This is a genomic window from Paenibacillus germinis (genome assembly GCF_013141785.1).
GTDB classification, from domain to species: Bacteria; Bacillota; Bacilli; order Paenibacillales; family NBRC-103111; genus Paenibacillus_E; species Paenibacillus_E phytorum.
On record NZ_WHOC01000007.1, the window covers coordinates 64,379 to 78,886 of the forward strand.

A 14,508-nucleotide genomic window follows, 5' to 3' on the forward strand; every position below is an offset into this window, starting at 1 on the left:
AAACCCCATCACATTTTGATGGGGCTTCGGTATTAAACAGGCATTGGGGTTTTTGTTGGATTTGCATAACCCTTTTTATAAGTGTTATCAATACTATCACGAATTTGTTTTAAAGATTTTCCCTCTTGCTTCATTTTTATTGACTCCACAGCAATTTGTAAGCAAACTCCGCAGCGGGTACCATGGTCATCCCATATTACCGAGCCATCTGCATGAACTTCTTTTACAAAACAGTTCATATTGCTGGTATGCCCAGCACTTTCACCGCATCCACAATAACATGGCATCCACTTTAATATTTCAGTCGCCTTTCCCGATGCTTCGTACACCAATCTGATTTGTTCTGCTTGTCCTTTCAAGAAAGATGGCAACACATTAACTGATTCCGTTTTCTGTAAATAAGCACATAGCAAAAGAGACACTTACACAGTGTGTGTCTCTTTTGCTATGATAATTTTCTATCGGATTTCAAAGAATACATATCTTGATCTGCCGCATGAAGTAAATCATCTAATGTTTGCGCCTCATCGGGATACGAAGCCGTTCCAATAGAAACGGAAATATCTAAATTGAACTCTTTAGAGGCTAACTTTAGTTCGTTCTGAATACGATTAATCATCATCGCCCTTTGGCAAGCATCAGAAAAAGTGGAAAGAATCAAAAATTCATCTCCTGCCCAACGAGCAGTTAAATCCCTTTTTTCTGAATGGAGTATTAGTACGTTTGCAATCCTTTGCAGTACCTGATCACCGATTTTATGCCCATGGGTGTCGTTGATTATTTTAAAGTTATCCACGTCAATAAAATATAAAATCAACTTTTCCTGTTTTCGATCCACCGAAGCGATGAGCCTAGGAAAGGTTTCCAATATGAATCTCCTGTTATACAGTGTGGTCAGACTATCTTTTTCCGAAAGGAACTTCAATTTATCATACTGTGTTCCTAGCAACCAGCTTGCAAACACAATAAAAATACCAATTATGGGAAACTGAAGAGAGGGATAGTTATAGTAAAGAGTACCATACATTCTTATGGCTACTATTAATATTAAAACGACCGATATAATAACGATTCTTCCTGAATATTTCATCCTAAATCACCATTATTCAAATGTGTCTAAAATCAGGTTCGTTTCACGACAACCAATTTTGCTAGCCTTTATAGCTTCTATAGTGACACACTTGTTCTATGCATTTCAAGCAATATTTGGTTCTCTACTAATCTCAATGAATATAACCAAACTAATTCCATTCATATTCCAAATTCACCTGGAGCGGTTGAAGTTGGGCTTGTTCCGGGTTAGGCGGCTTTACATAATGGGTGGAATAGTGTCGTTCAACTTGGTAGTCACCTGATTTCGAGAAACGCAGTTGACTTTTCGCCCCTTTTCCCCAGGACATATAGGCGGTATATGATTCCTTAAGGTTCAAATCCCTTGCCGTTTTCCGGAATTCTTTCATGATGAAGCTGAATTGACCGAAATTCCCGTTAAGGACCCTCTCGAGGTAGGGAACCCTTCGGAATCGCCATTCCTCTACAAGTTTAAGCATCTGAATTTTATGATCACTTTTTTGCTTCATTCTTGGTAATTTCATGATTTAATCTGCTGCAGTTCATCCATGAAAGCAGGTCTATTCGGATAAACAAGACGAAACTGTTGTATTAACTTTTCCGCTTGAGCCGATCCATTGGCTTTGATCAGTTGACGGATAATTTGACACACCTTCTGATACGCTTTTCGATTTGTTGCTCGAGCTGCTTCCTCCACAATGTGTTCGACAAACAATCCAAAAACTTCTTCTGCATGCTCACCTACCAGATGCTTATAGAAGTCCACTACATAACTTTTATGCGTTTGGACATAATTCAGCAGTCTCAGTGTCTCTTTCTCTTCTATAAGTAATTGGGTGTATAAGGAATTTACACGCCAATTTCCTCTCTGATTATTTTCCAGATTTCTTAAAATCCTCTCATAAACAGATGACCATTCATCCTTGCTAAATAATTCTTTTAATTGCGCATAGTAGGAATACTCACCCGATACTAGGAATTCCTCCGCCAGCTTTTTTTGATGTTCAACTTGGTGTGTAAGCTGATATATTTCATAGCGATATCTTTTCCACTGATCAACCAGACCCGGATAGCCTTTACTTGTATCATGACGCTCGCCTTCCTCGGCTAACTGCAAAGCCTTATCATATTGCTGATGTTCCATAGCAGTAACAATCGCCATTTTACGAAAAGCGGTAAATTCGAGATGATCTTGTAAAAACTTCATTGCTTGTTCATCACCATCAAACTTCTGAATCATTTGATACCGGAGCCTAGCAATATTTTCGGCAAAATACAATCCATATGAGGAATTTCGTTTCTCCTTCTCTTCTAATTTCACTACTTGCTGCTCCCACTCTGTCCTCTCCTTATCATTCTTTATCAAACATGCACCACTTTCTAAAAGAGATAATTGCCACTCACTCCATCCTTCGAGGTTCGGATGAAACGCCTCCTTGAGAAGCAGCTGCAACATGGCAGGTCTATCTATTTCGAAATTGCTTTCGAGATCACAAGCTGCATCATGAACTAAATCCAAACACTGCTGAATCATCCCACCTACAATGCCATCAGAATCATCACACGACTGAAGCAATTCCCCCATCTCATGCAAAATGCAAAAGCTTATTTTAACAGCAGACAAGTGCTGGCCTTTTTCCAATTCTTCCTCGGCTTTTTCCATAACCAGTTCAGCACCTGCTACAGCATAGGACACATTGCGATAAGGCACAAAACCATGTCGATCGGAGTTCCGCTTCACATAGGATTGAATCATTTTGTTATATTGGGCTAACCCCTCGTCACTGCTGGAGTCATGAAATTTCAGAGTAAGCAAATGGTCTACTTCCTTAATCTCTTTCGAAAAATGGACAAGTAACGCAACCAGCTCCTCTTTACTAAGCTTAGACAGTTCGTCAGATAAACTTACTTTACCTGAGGTCTTAGATTTAGAAGGATCCGAAGCTGTTTTACTATGAGATAGCTCGTCTCTAATTTCCAAAAGCGCAGCAGCCACATGCTTACATATTGCCCCCATGTCGTAAGGACAGTCGCACGCTGTATATACCACTTCACCGCGGGAGCCAAGATGAACCTCCACATCGTAAAGCTCATTCCCCTCAACTTCAGCTCGGTACAATCCTGGCCCCACCTCTTCAATGGATAGAATATGACCGTTCTCTCGATACCCTTCCCCGCGCTCAAGAATGATAGGATCTATGCTATTCTCAATTTCTTTCAATTTCATCTATGTATCCCTGCTTTCTTAACTATATGATGTATCTTGAATGTTAAATGATTTGAGCCGTTCATGTTTTCATTTTCTCAAATTTGTCTCTTCTTGCCTACTATTGCTTTTCTCAAATCACAATAAAGATACATCCCTAATAAGCCCAAACCTTTTTCGAACCCTAAAGGATGTTAGACTATACCATGCTAAACTCATTGAATATATTGTTATTATTTTATCTTCTAATTTAAGGGTTTTCTAAAAAAATGGTCGGGGGGAGATCACATTGGCTATCCGCTACAGTATCATCATTCCAACCTTTAATAGAGCCCAGCAGCTTTTGCTCACGCTCGTTTCATTTGAAACACAAACTTATCCGAAGCATCAATTCGAAGTGATTGTAGCTGATGACGGTTCTACAGATGGAACGAAAGCAATGGTCGAAGGCTTCCAAGCATCCTACCCCCTTATCTATGTTACCCATCAGGAACAACGCGGTCGATCTGCCATTAGAAACTTGGGGCTGCGCCATGCGAAAGGGTTATATATCATCTTCTGTGATGCTGACTTTTTGGTTTTACCTGAATTCATTAGAATTGTGAGCCGTTATCACCGCAAATATCCCAGGGCCGTGCTTTCAGGCATTCCTCACTCGTGGGATGATGCTTATACCCATTATTACCCTGATTTTTCCCTTGAGGAAAAAGAACATTTTCGCAACAGAGTTACACAATCCAACTTATGGAATGCGGACTTTGAAGCAGCGAATGAAATTATTCCGCTAATAACGCCAGAAGATATCCTTCATCAAACGGGTGCCTTGTCAAAAGTTGTTATCCCCACAAGAGTACCCCCAAATGTCAAAAAGCAATTTGCCAAAACGGATGTAGCTCCTTGGATGTTACTAGTTACTCGTTGTGTGTCGATCAAACGCAGCCAATTGACTCGTATTGGAGGATTCAATGAACGGTTTGTACTCTATGGACTCGAAGACTGGGACCTTGGTTACAGGCTGCATCAATTGAAGATCCCTTTTTATTGCATCAAAGAGGTTGTCGGATATCACCAGGAACATCCAAACCACTTGAGAGGGAATATTATAAATAATGAAAATTTGAGAATCATGTTTGAAACCTACGGATTCAATGACCCCTCGTTAAATTTATTCGCTCTAGTACCTCCATCTGAGGATTTCGAGGCTTACAAAAATACGCTAAGGGTATTGCGCAGGGGAATCCGATCTAAGTTAACACGTTCGTCAGCACTGTTGTTAAAGAAAACACTACAAATTTCAGCCAAGCAGTTCTTTCAACAAAATAATACCCATGCACACAAAAAATCATTACGATGGATAAAAAAGAAAGCAAAGAACAGCAAAAGTCGAGTCGCTACCGTTTTACGAGAAATGCTGCTGAAGTCTGAAAAGCTGGTAAAGTAACATTACTCGGTTTCCCGGTGTATGCATGATTATGAGTGGTCAAGTAATTGCAATGGGATTGGCCCCATATCTATTCCCTCGCAAGTAGCCACGCATGTTGAAAATGAAAAAAGCACCCTCATCGGGTGCTTCTTCAATCGTTAAACCTTTTCCCCCATCACTGCTGTGCCAAACCAACATTCAAGAAAGCTTTCGTCCGATCAAACTTCGGATTTGTAAAAAGCTGCTGTGGGTGGCCGGATTCAACGATTTCTCCTTTGTCCATAAACATAACCCGATTCGCTACTTCTCTGGCGAAACCCATTTCATGGGTCACAACGATCATCGTCATGTGTTCCTCTGCGAGGTTCTTCATCACCTGCATCACCTCTCCCGTCAACTCAGGGTCGAGGGCGGAGGTAGGTTCATCGAACAACAGGATTTCGGGGTTCATCATTAATGCTCGGGCAATCGCGACCCTCTGCTTCTGGCCCCCTGAAAGCTTAGCTGGATAATCCAATGCCTTCTCGGAGAGTCCAACCTTTTCCAACAATTCCAAGCTGCGTTTTCGAAATCCGGTCATCGGCTCACCTTTAACGATTCGCGGAGCGAGCTCCAAATTTTCTCTCACTGTAAGATGAGGATACAAATTAAAGTGTTGGAACACCATCCCCATCTTGGAGGTGATCCGTTTGATTTCAGAGGGCTTGGCATAGATCCCATCTTTGACCAAAACCTCATCTACTATGTGAATCGTGCCGCTATTGATCTGCTCAAGATGAATAAGACTTCGGAGCATCGTACTTTTGCCGGAACCCGAGGGACCAATGACTGCAACAACATCTTTCTTTTCCACTTGAAACGTCATTTGTTTCAACACGTTCAACTCGCCATATGACTTACTGAGGTTAGCTACTTCAATGATTGCCACACGCGCCATCCCTTTTATTCAAATTTAAATCTTCGCTCCAGCCATTTAAAAAACACAGTTAGCAGAAGTGTCATGACCAAATAAATAATGCCCGCGATAAAGAAAGGCATGATGGAGAAGTCACGATTGACCGCCGTCTGGGCAAAATGAAGCAATTCCGGAACTGCAACAGCATAAAGCAGCGCGGTATCTTTAATCAGCGTAATCGACTCATTGGAAACTGCAGGCAAGACGACTCGAAACATTTGAGGCAGTATGATTCGCAGCATGGTCTGCCACTTGCTAAAACCTAGCACCTGCGAAGCCTCATATTGGCCTTTATCAATCGCAAGTAAACCGCCTCTAAAAATTTCAGCAAAATAAGCCGCATAGTTCAGAATAAAACCTAAACAGGCAGCGGTAAATCGGTCCAGCACCAGATATTGTCCGACACCCGGCAGCATGGGAAGTCCGAAGCAAATCACGAGCAATTGCAGCAAGAGCGGCGTTCCGCGCATGATATAAATATACGTATTAGCGAGCCCCGCAATCGATCGGTTACTGCTTTTCACCGCCAATGTAAGGACAAAACCTAAAGGGATGGACACCACAATGGCAATTAAAAACAAAAGGACCGTCATTTGGGCCCCTTCCAGCATAGGGATGACCATCGAAGTGAAATAATCAGCTGACATCAAAAAATACCTCCAAAAACAAAAACGGGATTTCCAAAAGAAATCCGATTTTGCCTTAACTTCTTCGATTACGTTTACTTCAATACTTTATCTTCACCAAACCACTTTTGCGAAATTTTAGCTGCGGTGCCGTCTTGGTTCATCTCGTCAAGCGCTTTTTGCAGCTTTTGAAGCAGAGCCTCGTTGCCTTTCTTCACGCCAATCCCGTATTCTTCAGGAGCTAGCGATTCACCGAGCAGCTTGAAGCTTCCCTTTTCTTTGGACATGTAGTACTTAATGACAACTTCATCAATGATCACCGCATCGATGCGGCCAATCTTCAAATCGTTTAGCGCTAGAACATTATCGGCATACTCCGTAACGGTCTTGACTTTGGATTTTAACGGACTCCCGTTCAATGCGTCTGCTGCCGAAGAGAGGGATTGAAGCCCTACAACTTTACCAGTCAGATCATCCAGCTTGGCGAAATTGGATTTAGCCAGCGTGACAGCCACCTGCGCATTCTTCAAATAAGGTTTGGTAAAAAGAACTTTGCCTTTTCGCTCGTCCGTAATCGTATATCCGTTCCAAATGAGATCAATCCTGCCGCTGTTCAGCTCTGATTCTTTGGTTGTCCAGTCAATCGGTTGAAAAACTGCAGTTGTACCCATTTTTTCAACAGCTGCTTTCGCATAATCGATATCAAAACCGACGATCTCATTCTTCTCATCTCGGAATCCCATCGGCGCAAATTTATCATCAATGCCGATCACTACCTTTTTCGAGTCACCTGCGTTACCTTTTGAACTCGAACATCCTGTAATTAGAGAAATTGCCGCCGTGATTACTAATGCCATCGTTGCCAATCTTTTCATATTCCAACTCCACCTTTAACATTTGTATCAAAGACTTTAGCACGTTACCACTTTATCAAGAACTACATGATATCATATTTTCTCAGAAAATGTCGATACAGTTATTGGCAGATGTTCTTCCGCACCTCAGTCCCTGCGGGCGAACCCTCGAGGGGTTCTCCTCCCGAAACCCATACAAACGAAAAAAGCACCCCCATCGGGTGCTTCTTCATTTTGTATGGAGGTGAGCCGTGGCTTGGCAAATCCACAATTCGACACCGTGCGATGCTTAGGATGTTTAGGAAGATGGCTACTAGTTATTCACATGGTCAACTGAATAGACTTGCATTCTGATCGTGTCTATGATTAGCTTTGCAGCTTGGATAAAATCAAATCCAATAATTCCGTCAATTTCCATTCCATAATCCATATTGCCGGCCTCAACTTGAAAATTATTTAAACAAACGCTATCAAGATAAATAGCATCAAAATTCTTTGTATACACGTATTCAACTCCGCCGACACCTCGAATAGTATCAACTACATCTTCGGATTCAGGGATTACTCCAATTGCTCCAACCACATCAGTATTGAAAATTGTTCCCGCAGATCCCGTATCCAACAGAACTTTTTCAAGTATAAGTCTCTGTCCGCGAAATTGAATTATAACAGTCACAAAAGGGAGACCATATTGTATATGATAATTCATCTAGGTCCTCGTACTCCAACGTATCTTTCACGGGCTACTAAAGTGGAACGAGACGTATGAAAAAAACAGTACTCACGTTGAGGATCTTGCTTGTGCAATTCGCTATATCGACGCATTGCTGCCGATGAGTTATCAAACTTGTCAATAACCACAACTTCTTCAATATAACGACTGCCCTTTTCAGAATGTGCCTTCGTCGCTTCAAGTACAACCCATTCATTAGGGAACCTCTCCTGCACTTCTTCCCAACGCATCTCATCACCTCCATTAATATCCTTACACTAATTATATCATAAATAAAACCCGATTAGATAAGCATCCAAATCGGACTTAAAACCTTACGGGAAAAGGGATCCGCTCCCTCCGCTTTAGCTACAGTCCGCGCGAACTGAACCCTCGAGGGGTTCTCTCCCGAAACCCATACAAATGAAAGAAGCACCCTCATCGGGTGCTTCTTTCATTGTATGGAGGTGAGGGGAGTATTGAAATATCCATTAAACTTGCTCCGAAGCGAATTCACCGATGACTACCCTAGTAGTACATTTCAATGCCGTGCTCCTTCCGCTACGCTTCAGTCCGCGCGGACTGAACCCTCGAGGGGTTCTCCTTCCGAATCCCCTACAAATGAAAAAAGCACCCTCTCGGGTGCTTCTTCATTGTATGGAGGTGAGGGGAGTCGAACCCCTGTCCGAAAATATCGCCACACAGGCATCTACGGGTGTAGTCACAGTTTTGATGTCACCCGAGCAGCGCCCCGTAACCGGCTATGCGTTGGGTCAGCCTGATTGTCTTCCTACGTCCGACCCCAGGCGGAGACCAAACGTCGTATCCCACTATAGTTGAGCCCCTATCCCAGTCACATGGGCGATGCTGAGGAGGAGCACGCTAACAGGTTATTAAGCTGCTAAAGCGTAGTTGTTTTGTGTTTTGCCATTTAATAGGCTTTAGCGTTTTATAGTGGACGCGGCCCCACTACCCGCAACCCGTGCCCAAACTATCCCCGTCGAATCCAAGAACACCCCCGGATTGCCTTCGTTGCCGTCATAGACGGTGAAGGTAAAAGAAAAGCAGGATAATCATTTGAGCCAAATTGCTTTCAAATCTTTGCTGCTAAATTAGTATAACACATGCTCACGAAAAATGAACGACTAGGTTCATGGAAGTTGAGGTGTTGCCTTCCAGTATGGGCTTGCCACCTATCTGGCAATCTTCTGCTTCTCACGCAGAGCACGTTGAATGTCTCGCTGTGCATCCTTTTTCGCTGCGGATTCACGCTTGTCGAACTGCTTCTTCCCTTTGCCTATGCCAACCAAAAGCTTGGCGTAACCATTTCGGATATACACCTTCAATGGGACGAGGGTATAACCTTCCTGCTTCGCCTGCCCTAGCATCTTGGCAATCTGCGCCTTTTTTAAGAGCAGCTTCCGCGTCCGTGTTGGATCTTCCGGATTGCTTCGGTTGCCTTGATCGAAAGGACTAATGTGCATGTTGTGTACAAATGCTTCGCCATTGCGAATAGTCGAAAAGCTATCGCCTATGTTTGCTTTACCTGCCCGTAAGGATTTGATCTCCGTGCCGGTCAGGACAAGACCGCATTCATACGTTTCTTCAATAAAGTAATCATGTGAAGCCTTTTTGTTCTGGGCGAGTAGTTTGCCATCTGCCTTTTTCGTTGCCACGTGAGATCCTCCTCCCGCACGTTCAATGCAGGTAAATACTGCTACAATGTGCATCCTATTGTAGCAAGATCAAGGCGGAAAAGCAAGAAGCGGCGTTATCTCCGCCGCTTCTTGCTACCATCGCCGTCGTCACTCCGACGACGACCACCCTTGGCGAGCGCGTTCACGCCGCTCGCCCAATCACTGCCGCCTGTGCTGCGCTCAGCAGCAGGCGAACCGCCACCCGCTTGGGCTTCGCCCCCAAGCGCAATCACACCGCGGCCGCGCTTGCTTTCGCCGCGAACAGCACCGCTCTCTGTCCGCCCTGCGCCGACAGATTCAAGCCTTGCGCTCAAGCTGCCGCCTTCGCTCAGCTTAGGACCGCCCGCTTTGCCGCGGCCAGCTCCACCTTTGCCGCGCTTCTCGCTCCACGGCGTGCTCCCTGCCTTACCGCGCCGGGATTTGCCTTGTCCTGCTCCGCCTGCTGCACCGCCCTCTGCGCGTCCAGAGCCTTCACCGCGCCCTTGCCCCGCTCCGCCTTCGGCACGTCCTGCGGCTTCTATTCTACGAGCTGCGCCACCTGCAGCACGTCCCGCTCCACGCCCTTGACCTTCAGCTCTTTCCTTGCCTTGACCAGCTCGTTCCTTGCCTTCAGCCGTTCCTCCTGCTCTTTCCTTGCGCTCTCCACCTGCAGCACCGGAGCCCTGAGCCTTCGCGTAGCCGCCTTTGCCCTTAGCGGCAAATCCGCCTTTACCTTTTTCAGGTTTGCCTTTATCGGATCCCCCGCGGAAACCTTTAAAACCAGCTGCACCTTTAAATGGAGGTTTTCCACCGCGGTTTGAACCTCCTCCGCCGCGACTAAACCCGCCCTCTTTACGAGGCTTCATATCGAGCAGTTCAAAATCAATCGTATGCTCATCCATATTGACACGAGCAACGCGAATCTTGATCTCATCGCCGATTCGATAAATCTTGGATGTACGTTCACCTATGAGAGCAAACTGTCTCTCATGGAAATTGTAATAATCGTCGGTCAAATCGCTAAGACGAATCAAGCCTTCAACCGTATTGTCGAGCTCCACGAACATACCGAAACCGGTAACGCTGGAGATAATACCTTCGAATTCCTCGCCGACTTTATCCAGCATGTATTGAGCTTTCTTCAGTGCTTCCGTCTCACGTTCAGCATCAACGGCAACCCGCTCACGTTCCGAGGATTGCTGCGCAATATCACTCATTCGCGAAGACAAATATTCATGACGCTTATCGGATAATGTACCGCCGCTTTCCAGCACTTCGCGAATCACCCGATGAATAATTAAATCGGGGTAACGGCGAATTGGCGATGTAAAGTGTGAATAAAATTCCGCCGCCAAACCAAAATGCCCCAAACTCTGCGCATCATAGCGAGCTTGTTTCATGGAGCGAAGCATAATTTTACTAAGAACCGTCTCTTCGGGAGTCCCTTTAATCTCTTCCAAAAGCGCCTGCAAAGCCCGTGGATGTACGGAATTCCCTTTTCCTTTAACCGAGTAACCGAAATTCGTCACAAACTCCATGAAATTCATCAACTTTTCAGCATCAGGGTCTTCATGAACACGGTATAAGAAAGGAACTTTCATCCATGAAAAATGCTCAGCAACCGTTTCATTGGCAGCTAACATGAACTCTTCGATCATCATTTCGGCGACGGAACGTTCTCTTTTCACAATATCCGTAGGTTTGCCTTCGGAATCGACGATAATTTTAGACTCTTCAAAGTCAAAATCAATCGCCCCGCGCTTCATCCGTCTGGAACGCAGCCTTGCAGCCAGCTCTTCCATTCGTTTGAAATCTTCCATCAAGTAGTCATATTTCTCGACAATTTCCGGCTCGGCTTCACCCGTCAGAAGCTTACGCACATTCGTATACGTCATGCGTTCGCTAGTTTTAATAACACTCGTGAAAATTTCGTGGTTCACCAGTTTTAAATCCTCATCGAACTCCATCTCGCAAGACATGGTTAAACGATCTACACGAGGGTTTAGCGAGCATATCCCGTTAGACAATCTATGAGGCAGCATTGGAATAACACGATCAGTCAAATACACGGAGCAGCCGCGATTATAAGCTTCAATATCCAGCGCAGTACCTTCCCGCACATAATAGCTCACATCGGCAATATGCACGCCCAAACGAAGATTCCCGTTTTCCAAAAGCTCCACATTTACCGCGTCATCCAAGTCTTTCGCATCTTCACCATCAATGGTTACAATACGCTTCGAACGAAGATCGCGGCGTCCTTGACCAATAATTTCTTCTTCCGTAATGGAATCTGGTGCGGCATCTGCCTCCGCCAGCACGTTCTCTTGGAAAGTCTCTGGTAGTTGGTGTTTACGTACAATGGCCAAAATATCAACGCCTGGATCATCTTTGTGACCAAGGATCTCGATAACTTCCCCTTCAGCCGCAGAACGGCCCTCTGGATAGTTAACAATCTTGACAACGACTTTTTGCCCCGTAACAGCTCCCATGAAGGCATGCTGAGGGATGAAAATATCCCGAGACACACGCTTATCATCCGCAATCACGAACCCAAACGTCTCCTGACTCTGAAAAACACCAACAATTTGCGTATTCGCACGCGTAATAACTCGCACGACTTCGCCTTCCAGACGGCCTCCGCCCTGACTCCTCGCGGTCACCTTTACGAAGACAATGTCGCCATTCATCGCGGTATTTAGATCATGTGCATTAATATATACGTCCGGGTGGTCCCGATCATCTGGAATTAAGAAACCGAAGCCTTTGGCATGAGCTTGCAGCTTACCTCGCACCAAATTCATTCGTTCAGGAACGCCGTAACGGTCATTTCCCCCTCTAACAATGTGACCACTTTCCTCTAACTGATTTAACAATTTAATAAAATCCTTAAACTCATTCGCACTTTCAATTCCAAAATGCTTCTCAAGTTCTTTATAGGACATAGGCTTATAAGCCTCTTCTTGCATCAAACTTATGATTTCTTTATCTGTAATCATACTCTTCACCTTCTTGTTGTTGTTGAGCCTAGCTTTCTAGTTCGCCGTACTCGTTTCCTTTACTCCATAGTATGCCACGTTCAGGGAAAGGATAAACGCAGTGATATCGGCATAGATAAGCTCTCTCTCTTGATCCAGCAGCATTCCGTGGGATGACTCTGGGTAATAACGAAGTTCTTTCACTTGGGAACTAATGCGTTTATGTAAAAACGCTGCGCTTTCCTGATGGACCACGCCATCCTTGCTTCCTTGACCGATCCATATCGGTACTTCGACTTGTGGCAGCAAGCTTTTCACTTGCTTTAATAGCTTACGCAGGCTTACTACGCAACGAATCGGCGTTTTGGTATATGCACATGACTCATCTAATAACGTGGAGATTTGTTTGGGTTTCTTGGCCACATATTTGATAAAATATTGCAGCAGTACGGCCAGCGCCGACTTCCTTGACGTTAGAAAAATAGGCGTAGCCAGCGAAATAACACCAGCCGCACGACGTTCCACAGCCAGCTTCAAGGCGAGCAGTCCGCCCATTGAATGTCCCATAACAACAACGCTTTTGCATTTAGCTGCAAGCTCGTCATAACTCTCCAGCACATGCCCATACCAATCCGTCCATCCGGTTCGTATCATTTCTTCGGGTGAGGTACCATGTCCTGGAAGCTTTACAGCTTGGATGGTATAGCCTTCATCTCTGAGCACATACCCAATCCGTCTAAACTCCGAGGGCGACCCCGTGAATCCATGGATCATCAGTATGCCTGTCTCTTGATTATCTCCACTTCCTGACCAAAAGAATGGTTCTGTCGACTTGTAAATTCTGCTCTCGATGGTAACCATCTCCTACTCCTAACACCCGTTTAAAATGAAAAAACAGCAGGAGTAGATTTCCCCTGCTGTTATCGTTTTATGTGTGTTAGGCCTTCACTACGTATGCTACGACAATGGAAAGAATGAAAAATGCAGCAGCAAGCCCCATCGTGAAACGGGACAAAAATAGTTCCATACCGCGTGCTTTTTGCTTACCAAATAAGTGTTCTGCACCACCGGAAATGGCACCAGACAAACCTGCGCTTTTCCCTTTTTGTAAAAGTACAATCAAAATTAATCCAACCGAAGCTATGATTAACAAAATTTTCATAAAGATTACCATGTTATTAGCACCCCAATTGCCTGTTCTTTGCCTTATACAACTAGCATGAGTATTTTAACACAGTTCGTCCTAGAATACAACAAAGAGACACCTTAATGGTTCCCCTTCTAATCACGATAGGACGGTGTTGGTGATTGTCGGCTAGAGCTCCTAGCACGCTTGTTACGTCCTAGAAAAGCTTGCACGGCCTGTTTCGCACACCACAATGCAAAAAGCGTAAATAGGGTGGCCCACACTATAGCCGGGATACCGGTATGCAATGCCAAATTGGTGGCATCACCCGCTTGTCGCGCATTCCCCCATGCATAGATGACCAAGGAGAACGGGCCAAACACAGACTCTTCTAAGCATAAGAAAGCGAGCAGTAAGTAGTAGAAATCACGCAACCACTTTGGCGTAAGTGCCAGAACAATTATTGTCAGCGCAATAAAACCAACTAAGAACATGATTCCGAAACCATTCCGCACAAACAATATTAACGAGAGAGCGGACAGCACAATCATAACCTGCAAACCTAAACGCTGCTTGCCCTTCGAATAAGCCGAGAACAGGAACCACGCAAAGAGTGATGCCGTTATATAACCCGCTAAGGCTACCGGAATAATCGCCCATTGCTTCGTAATTGAAGAATAAGTCACCCCACTATGATCCTGATAGAGCTCAATGTACATCACTTTCCCCGATAGCGCCAAGGTCACCACAGCATGCCCAAACTCATGAACCATCGTGTCTATGTTGCGAAAAAAAGAAGAAGGGATCCAGTGCGTGAGCAACGCGGAACCTATCAGAAATAAAATAGTTTTCACCCAATTGCTCACACAGCAGACCCCCAA

Annotated in this window: 14 protein-coding genes, 1 other RNA gene and 1 pseudogene; 1 reads left to right on the top strand and 15 read right to left on the bottom strand. The window is 44.7% G+C overall.

Annotated features, from left to right (window positions below; all coding sequences use genetic code 11):
* Nucleotides 1-32: 32 nt before the first annotated feature.
* From GC102_RS00920 to GC102_RS00935, 4 genes and pseudogenes are all read right to left on the bottom strand, one after another.
* Nucleotides 33-395: pseudogene (locus tag GC102_RS00920) on the bottom strand (PCYCGC motif-containing (lipo)protein); the annotation flags it as partial.
* 50 nt (nucleotides 396-445) lie between these two features.
* The gene (locus GC102_RS00925; protein ID WP_171687828.1) at nucleotides 446-1,090 is read right to left on the bottom strand and encodes a GGDEF domain-containing protein; all 645 of its coding nucleotides are present in this window, start codon (nucleotides 1,088-1,090) and stop codon (nucleotides 446-448) included.
* Nucleotides 1,091-1,241: 151 nt separating this feature from the next.
* Nucleotides 1,242-1,595 carry a hypothetical protein gene (locus GC102_RS00930; RefSeq protein ID WP_171687829.1) on the bottom strand — a complete coding sequence of 118 codons (354 nt, stop codon included), beginning with the start codon at nucleotides 1,593-1,595 and terminating at the stop codon, nucleotides 1,242-1,244.
* The gene (locus tag GC102_RS00935) at nucleotides 1,592-3,298 is read right to left on the bottom strand and encodes an SWIM zinc finger family protein (RefSeq protein ID WP_171687830.1); all 1,707 of its coding nucleotides are present in this window, start codon (nucleotides 3,296-3,298) and stop codon (nucleotides 1,592-1,594) included. Before GC102_RS00935 ends, GC102_RS00930 begins: the two co-directional genes overlap by 4 nt.
* Before the next feature lie 268 nt (nucleotides 3,299-3,566).
* On the opposite strand from GC102_RS00935, the gene GC102_RS00940 reads away from it, so the two are divergent.
* A complete protein-coding gene (locus GC102_RS00940; RefSeq protein ID WP_171687831.1) occupies nucleotides 3,567-4,718 on the top strand; it encodes a glycosyltransferase family 2 protein in 1,152 nt (383 codons plus the stop codon).
* 157 nt (nucleotides 4,719-4,875) lie between these two features.
* On the opposite strand, the gene GC102_RS00945 is transcribed toward GC102_RS00940, so the two are convergent.
* The 11 genes from GC102_RS00945 to GC102_RS00995 all read right to left on the bottom strand — a co-directional run bounded on the left by GC102_RS00945 (nucleotide 4,876) and on the right by GC102_RS00995 (nucleotide 14,493).
* A complete protein-coding gene (locus tag GC102_RS00945) occupies nucleotides 4,876-5,628 on the bottom strand; it encodes an amino acid ABC transporter ATP-binding protein (RefSeq protein ID WP_312883135.1) in 753 nt (250 codons plus the stop codon).
* Between the two features lie 14 nt (nucleotides 5,629-5,642).
* Nucleotides 5,643-6,302: an amino acid ABC transporter permease gene (locus GC102_RS00950; RefSeq protein ID WP_171687832.1), complete on the bottom strand. Its 660-nt coding sequence runs from the start codon at nucleotides 6,300-6,302 to the stop codon at nucleotides 5,643-5,645.
* A 74-nt stretch (nucleotides 6,303-6,376) separates the two neighbouring features.
* Nucleotides 6,377-7,156, bottom strand: coding sequence for an amino acid ABC transporter substrate-binding protein (locus GC102_RS00955; RefSeq protein WP_171687833.1), 780 nt, complete (start codon nucleotides 7,154-7,156; stop codon nucleotides 6,377-6,379).
* A 292-nt stretch (nucleotides 7,157-7,448) separates the two neighbouring features.
* Nucleotides 7,449-7,844, bottom strand: coding sequence for a retropepsin-like aspartic protease (locus GC102_RS00960; RefSeq protein WP_171687834.1), 396 nt, complete (start codon nucleotides 7,842-7,844; stop codon nucleotides 7,449-7,451).
* Nucleotides 7,841-8,098, bottom strand: a complete 258-nt coding sequence (locus GC102_RS00965) for a hypothetical protein (RefSeq protein ID WP_171687835.1) — start codon at nucleotides 8,096-8,098, stop codon at nucleotides 7,841-7,843. The genes GC102_RS00960 and GC102_RS00965 overlap by 4 nt, the downstream gene beginning before the upstream one ends.
* A 404-nt stretch (nucleotides 8,099-8,502) precedes the next feature.
* Nucleotides 8,503-8,867, bottom strand: a transfer-messenger RNA (tmRNA) gene (gene ssrA / locus GC102_RS00970).
* Between the two features lie 173 nt (nucleotides 8,868-9,040).
* Nucleotides 9,041-9,523: an SsrA-binding protein SmpB gene (gene smpB / locus GC102_RS00975; RefSeq protein ID WP_047679001.1), complete on the bottom strand. Its 483-nt coding sequence runs from the start codon at nucleotides 9,521-9,523 to the stop codon at nucleotides 9,041-9,043.
* Nucleotides 9,524-9,618: 95 nt separating this feature from the next.
* Nucleotides 9,619-12,522 (bottom strand): ribonuclease R, encoded by a 2,904-nt coding sequence (gene rnr, locus GC102_RS00980; RefSeq protein ID WP_171687836.1) that lies wholly within the window; start codon nucleotides 12,520-12,522, stop codon nucleotides 9,619-9,621.
* A 36-nt stretch (nucleotides 12,523-12,558) separates the two neighbouring features.
* Nucleotides 12,559-13,362, bottom strand: coding sequence for an alpha/beta hydrolase (locus tag GC102_RS00985; RefSeq protein ID WP_171687837.1), 804 nt, complete (start codon nucleotides 13,360-13,362; stop codon nucleotides 12,559-12,561).
* A 76-nt stretch (nucleotides 13,363-13,438) separates the two neighbouring features.
* On the bottom strand, nucleotides 13,439-13,675 hold the full coding sequence (gene secG / locus GC102_RS00990; protein ID WP_171687838.1) for a preprotein translocase subunit SecG: 237 nt from the start codon (nucleotides 13,673-13,675) through the stop codon (nucleotides 13,439-13,441).
* Between the two features lie 107 nt (nucleotides 13,676-13,782).
* Nucleotides 13,783-14,493 (bottom strand): M50 family metallopeptidase, encoded by a 711-nt coding sequence (locus GC102_RS00995; protein WP_171687839.1) that lies wholly within the window; start codon nucleotides 14,491-14,493, stop codon nucleotides 13,783-13,785.
* Between the last annotated feature and the right edge of the window lie 15 nt (nucleotides 14,494-14,508).

Coding starts and splice junctions, on each gene's coding strand:
- GC102_RS00925 (WP_171687828.1), bottom strand. CDS start 1,090: ATGAAATATTCAGGAAGAATCGTTATTATATCGGTCGTTTTAATATTA.
- GC102_RS00930 (WP_171687829.1), bottom strand. CDS start 1,595: ATGAAATTACCAAGAATGAAGCAAAAAAGTGATCATAAAATTCAGATG.
- GC102_RS00935 (WP_171687830.1), bottom strand. CDS start 3,298: ATGAAATTGAAAGAAATTGAGAATAGCATAGATCCTATCATTCTTGAG.
- GC102_RS00950 (WP_171687832.1), bottom strand. CDS start 6,302: ATGTCAGCTGATTATTTCACTTCGATGGTCATCCCTATGCTGGAAGGG.
- GC102_RS00955 (WP_171687833.1), bottom strand. CDS start 7,156: ATGAAAAGATTGGCAACGATGGCATTAGTAATCACGGCGGCAATTTCT.
- GC102_RS00960 (WP_171687834.1), bottom strand. CDS start 7,844: ATGAATTATCATATACAATATGGTCTCCCTTTTGTGACTGTTATAATT.
- GC102_RS00965 (WP_171687835.1), bottom strand. CDS start 8,098: ATGCGTTGGGAAGAAGTGCAGGAGAGGTTCCCTAATGAATGGGTTGTA.
- rnr (WP_171687836.1), bottom strand. CDS start 12,522: ATGATTACAGATAAAGAAATCATAAGTTTGATGCAAGAAGAGGCTTAT.
- GC102_RS00985 (WP_171687837.1), bottom strand. CDS start 13,362: ATGGTTACCATCGAGAGCAGAATTTACAAGTCGACAGAACCATTCTTT.
- secG (WP_171687838.1), bottom strand. CDS start 13,675: ATGGTAATCTTTATGAAAATTTTGTTAATCATAGCTTCGGTTGGATTA.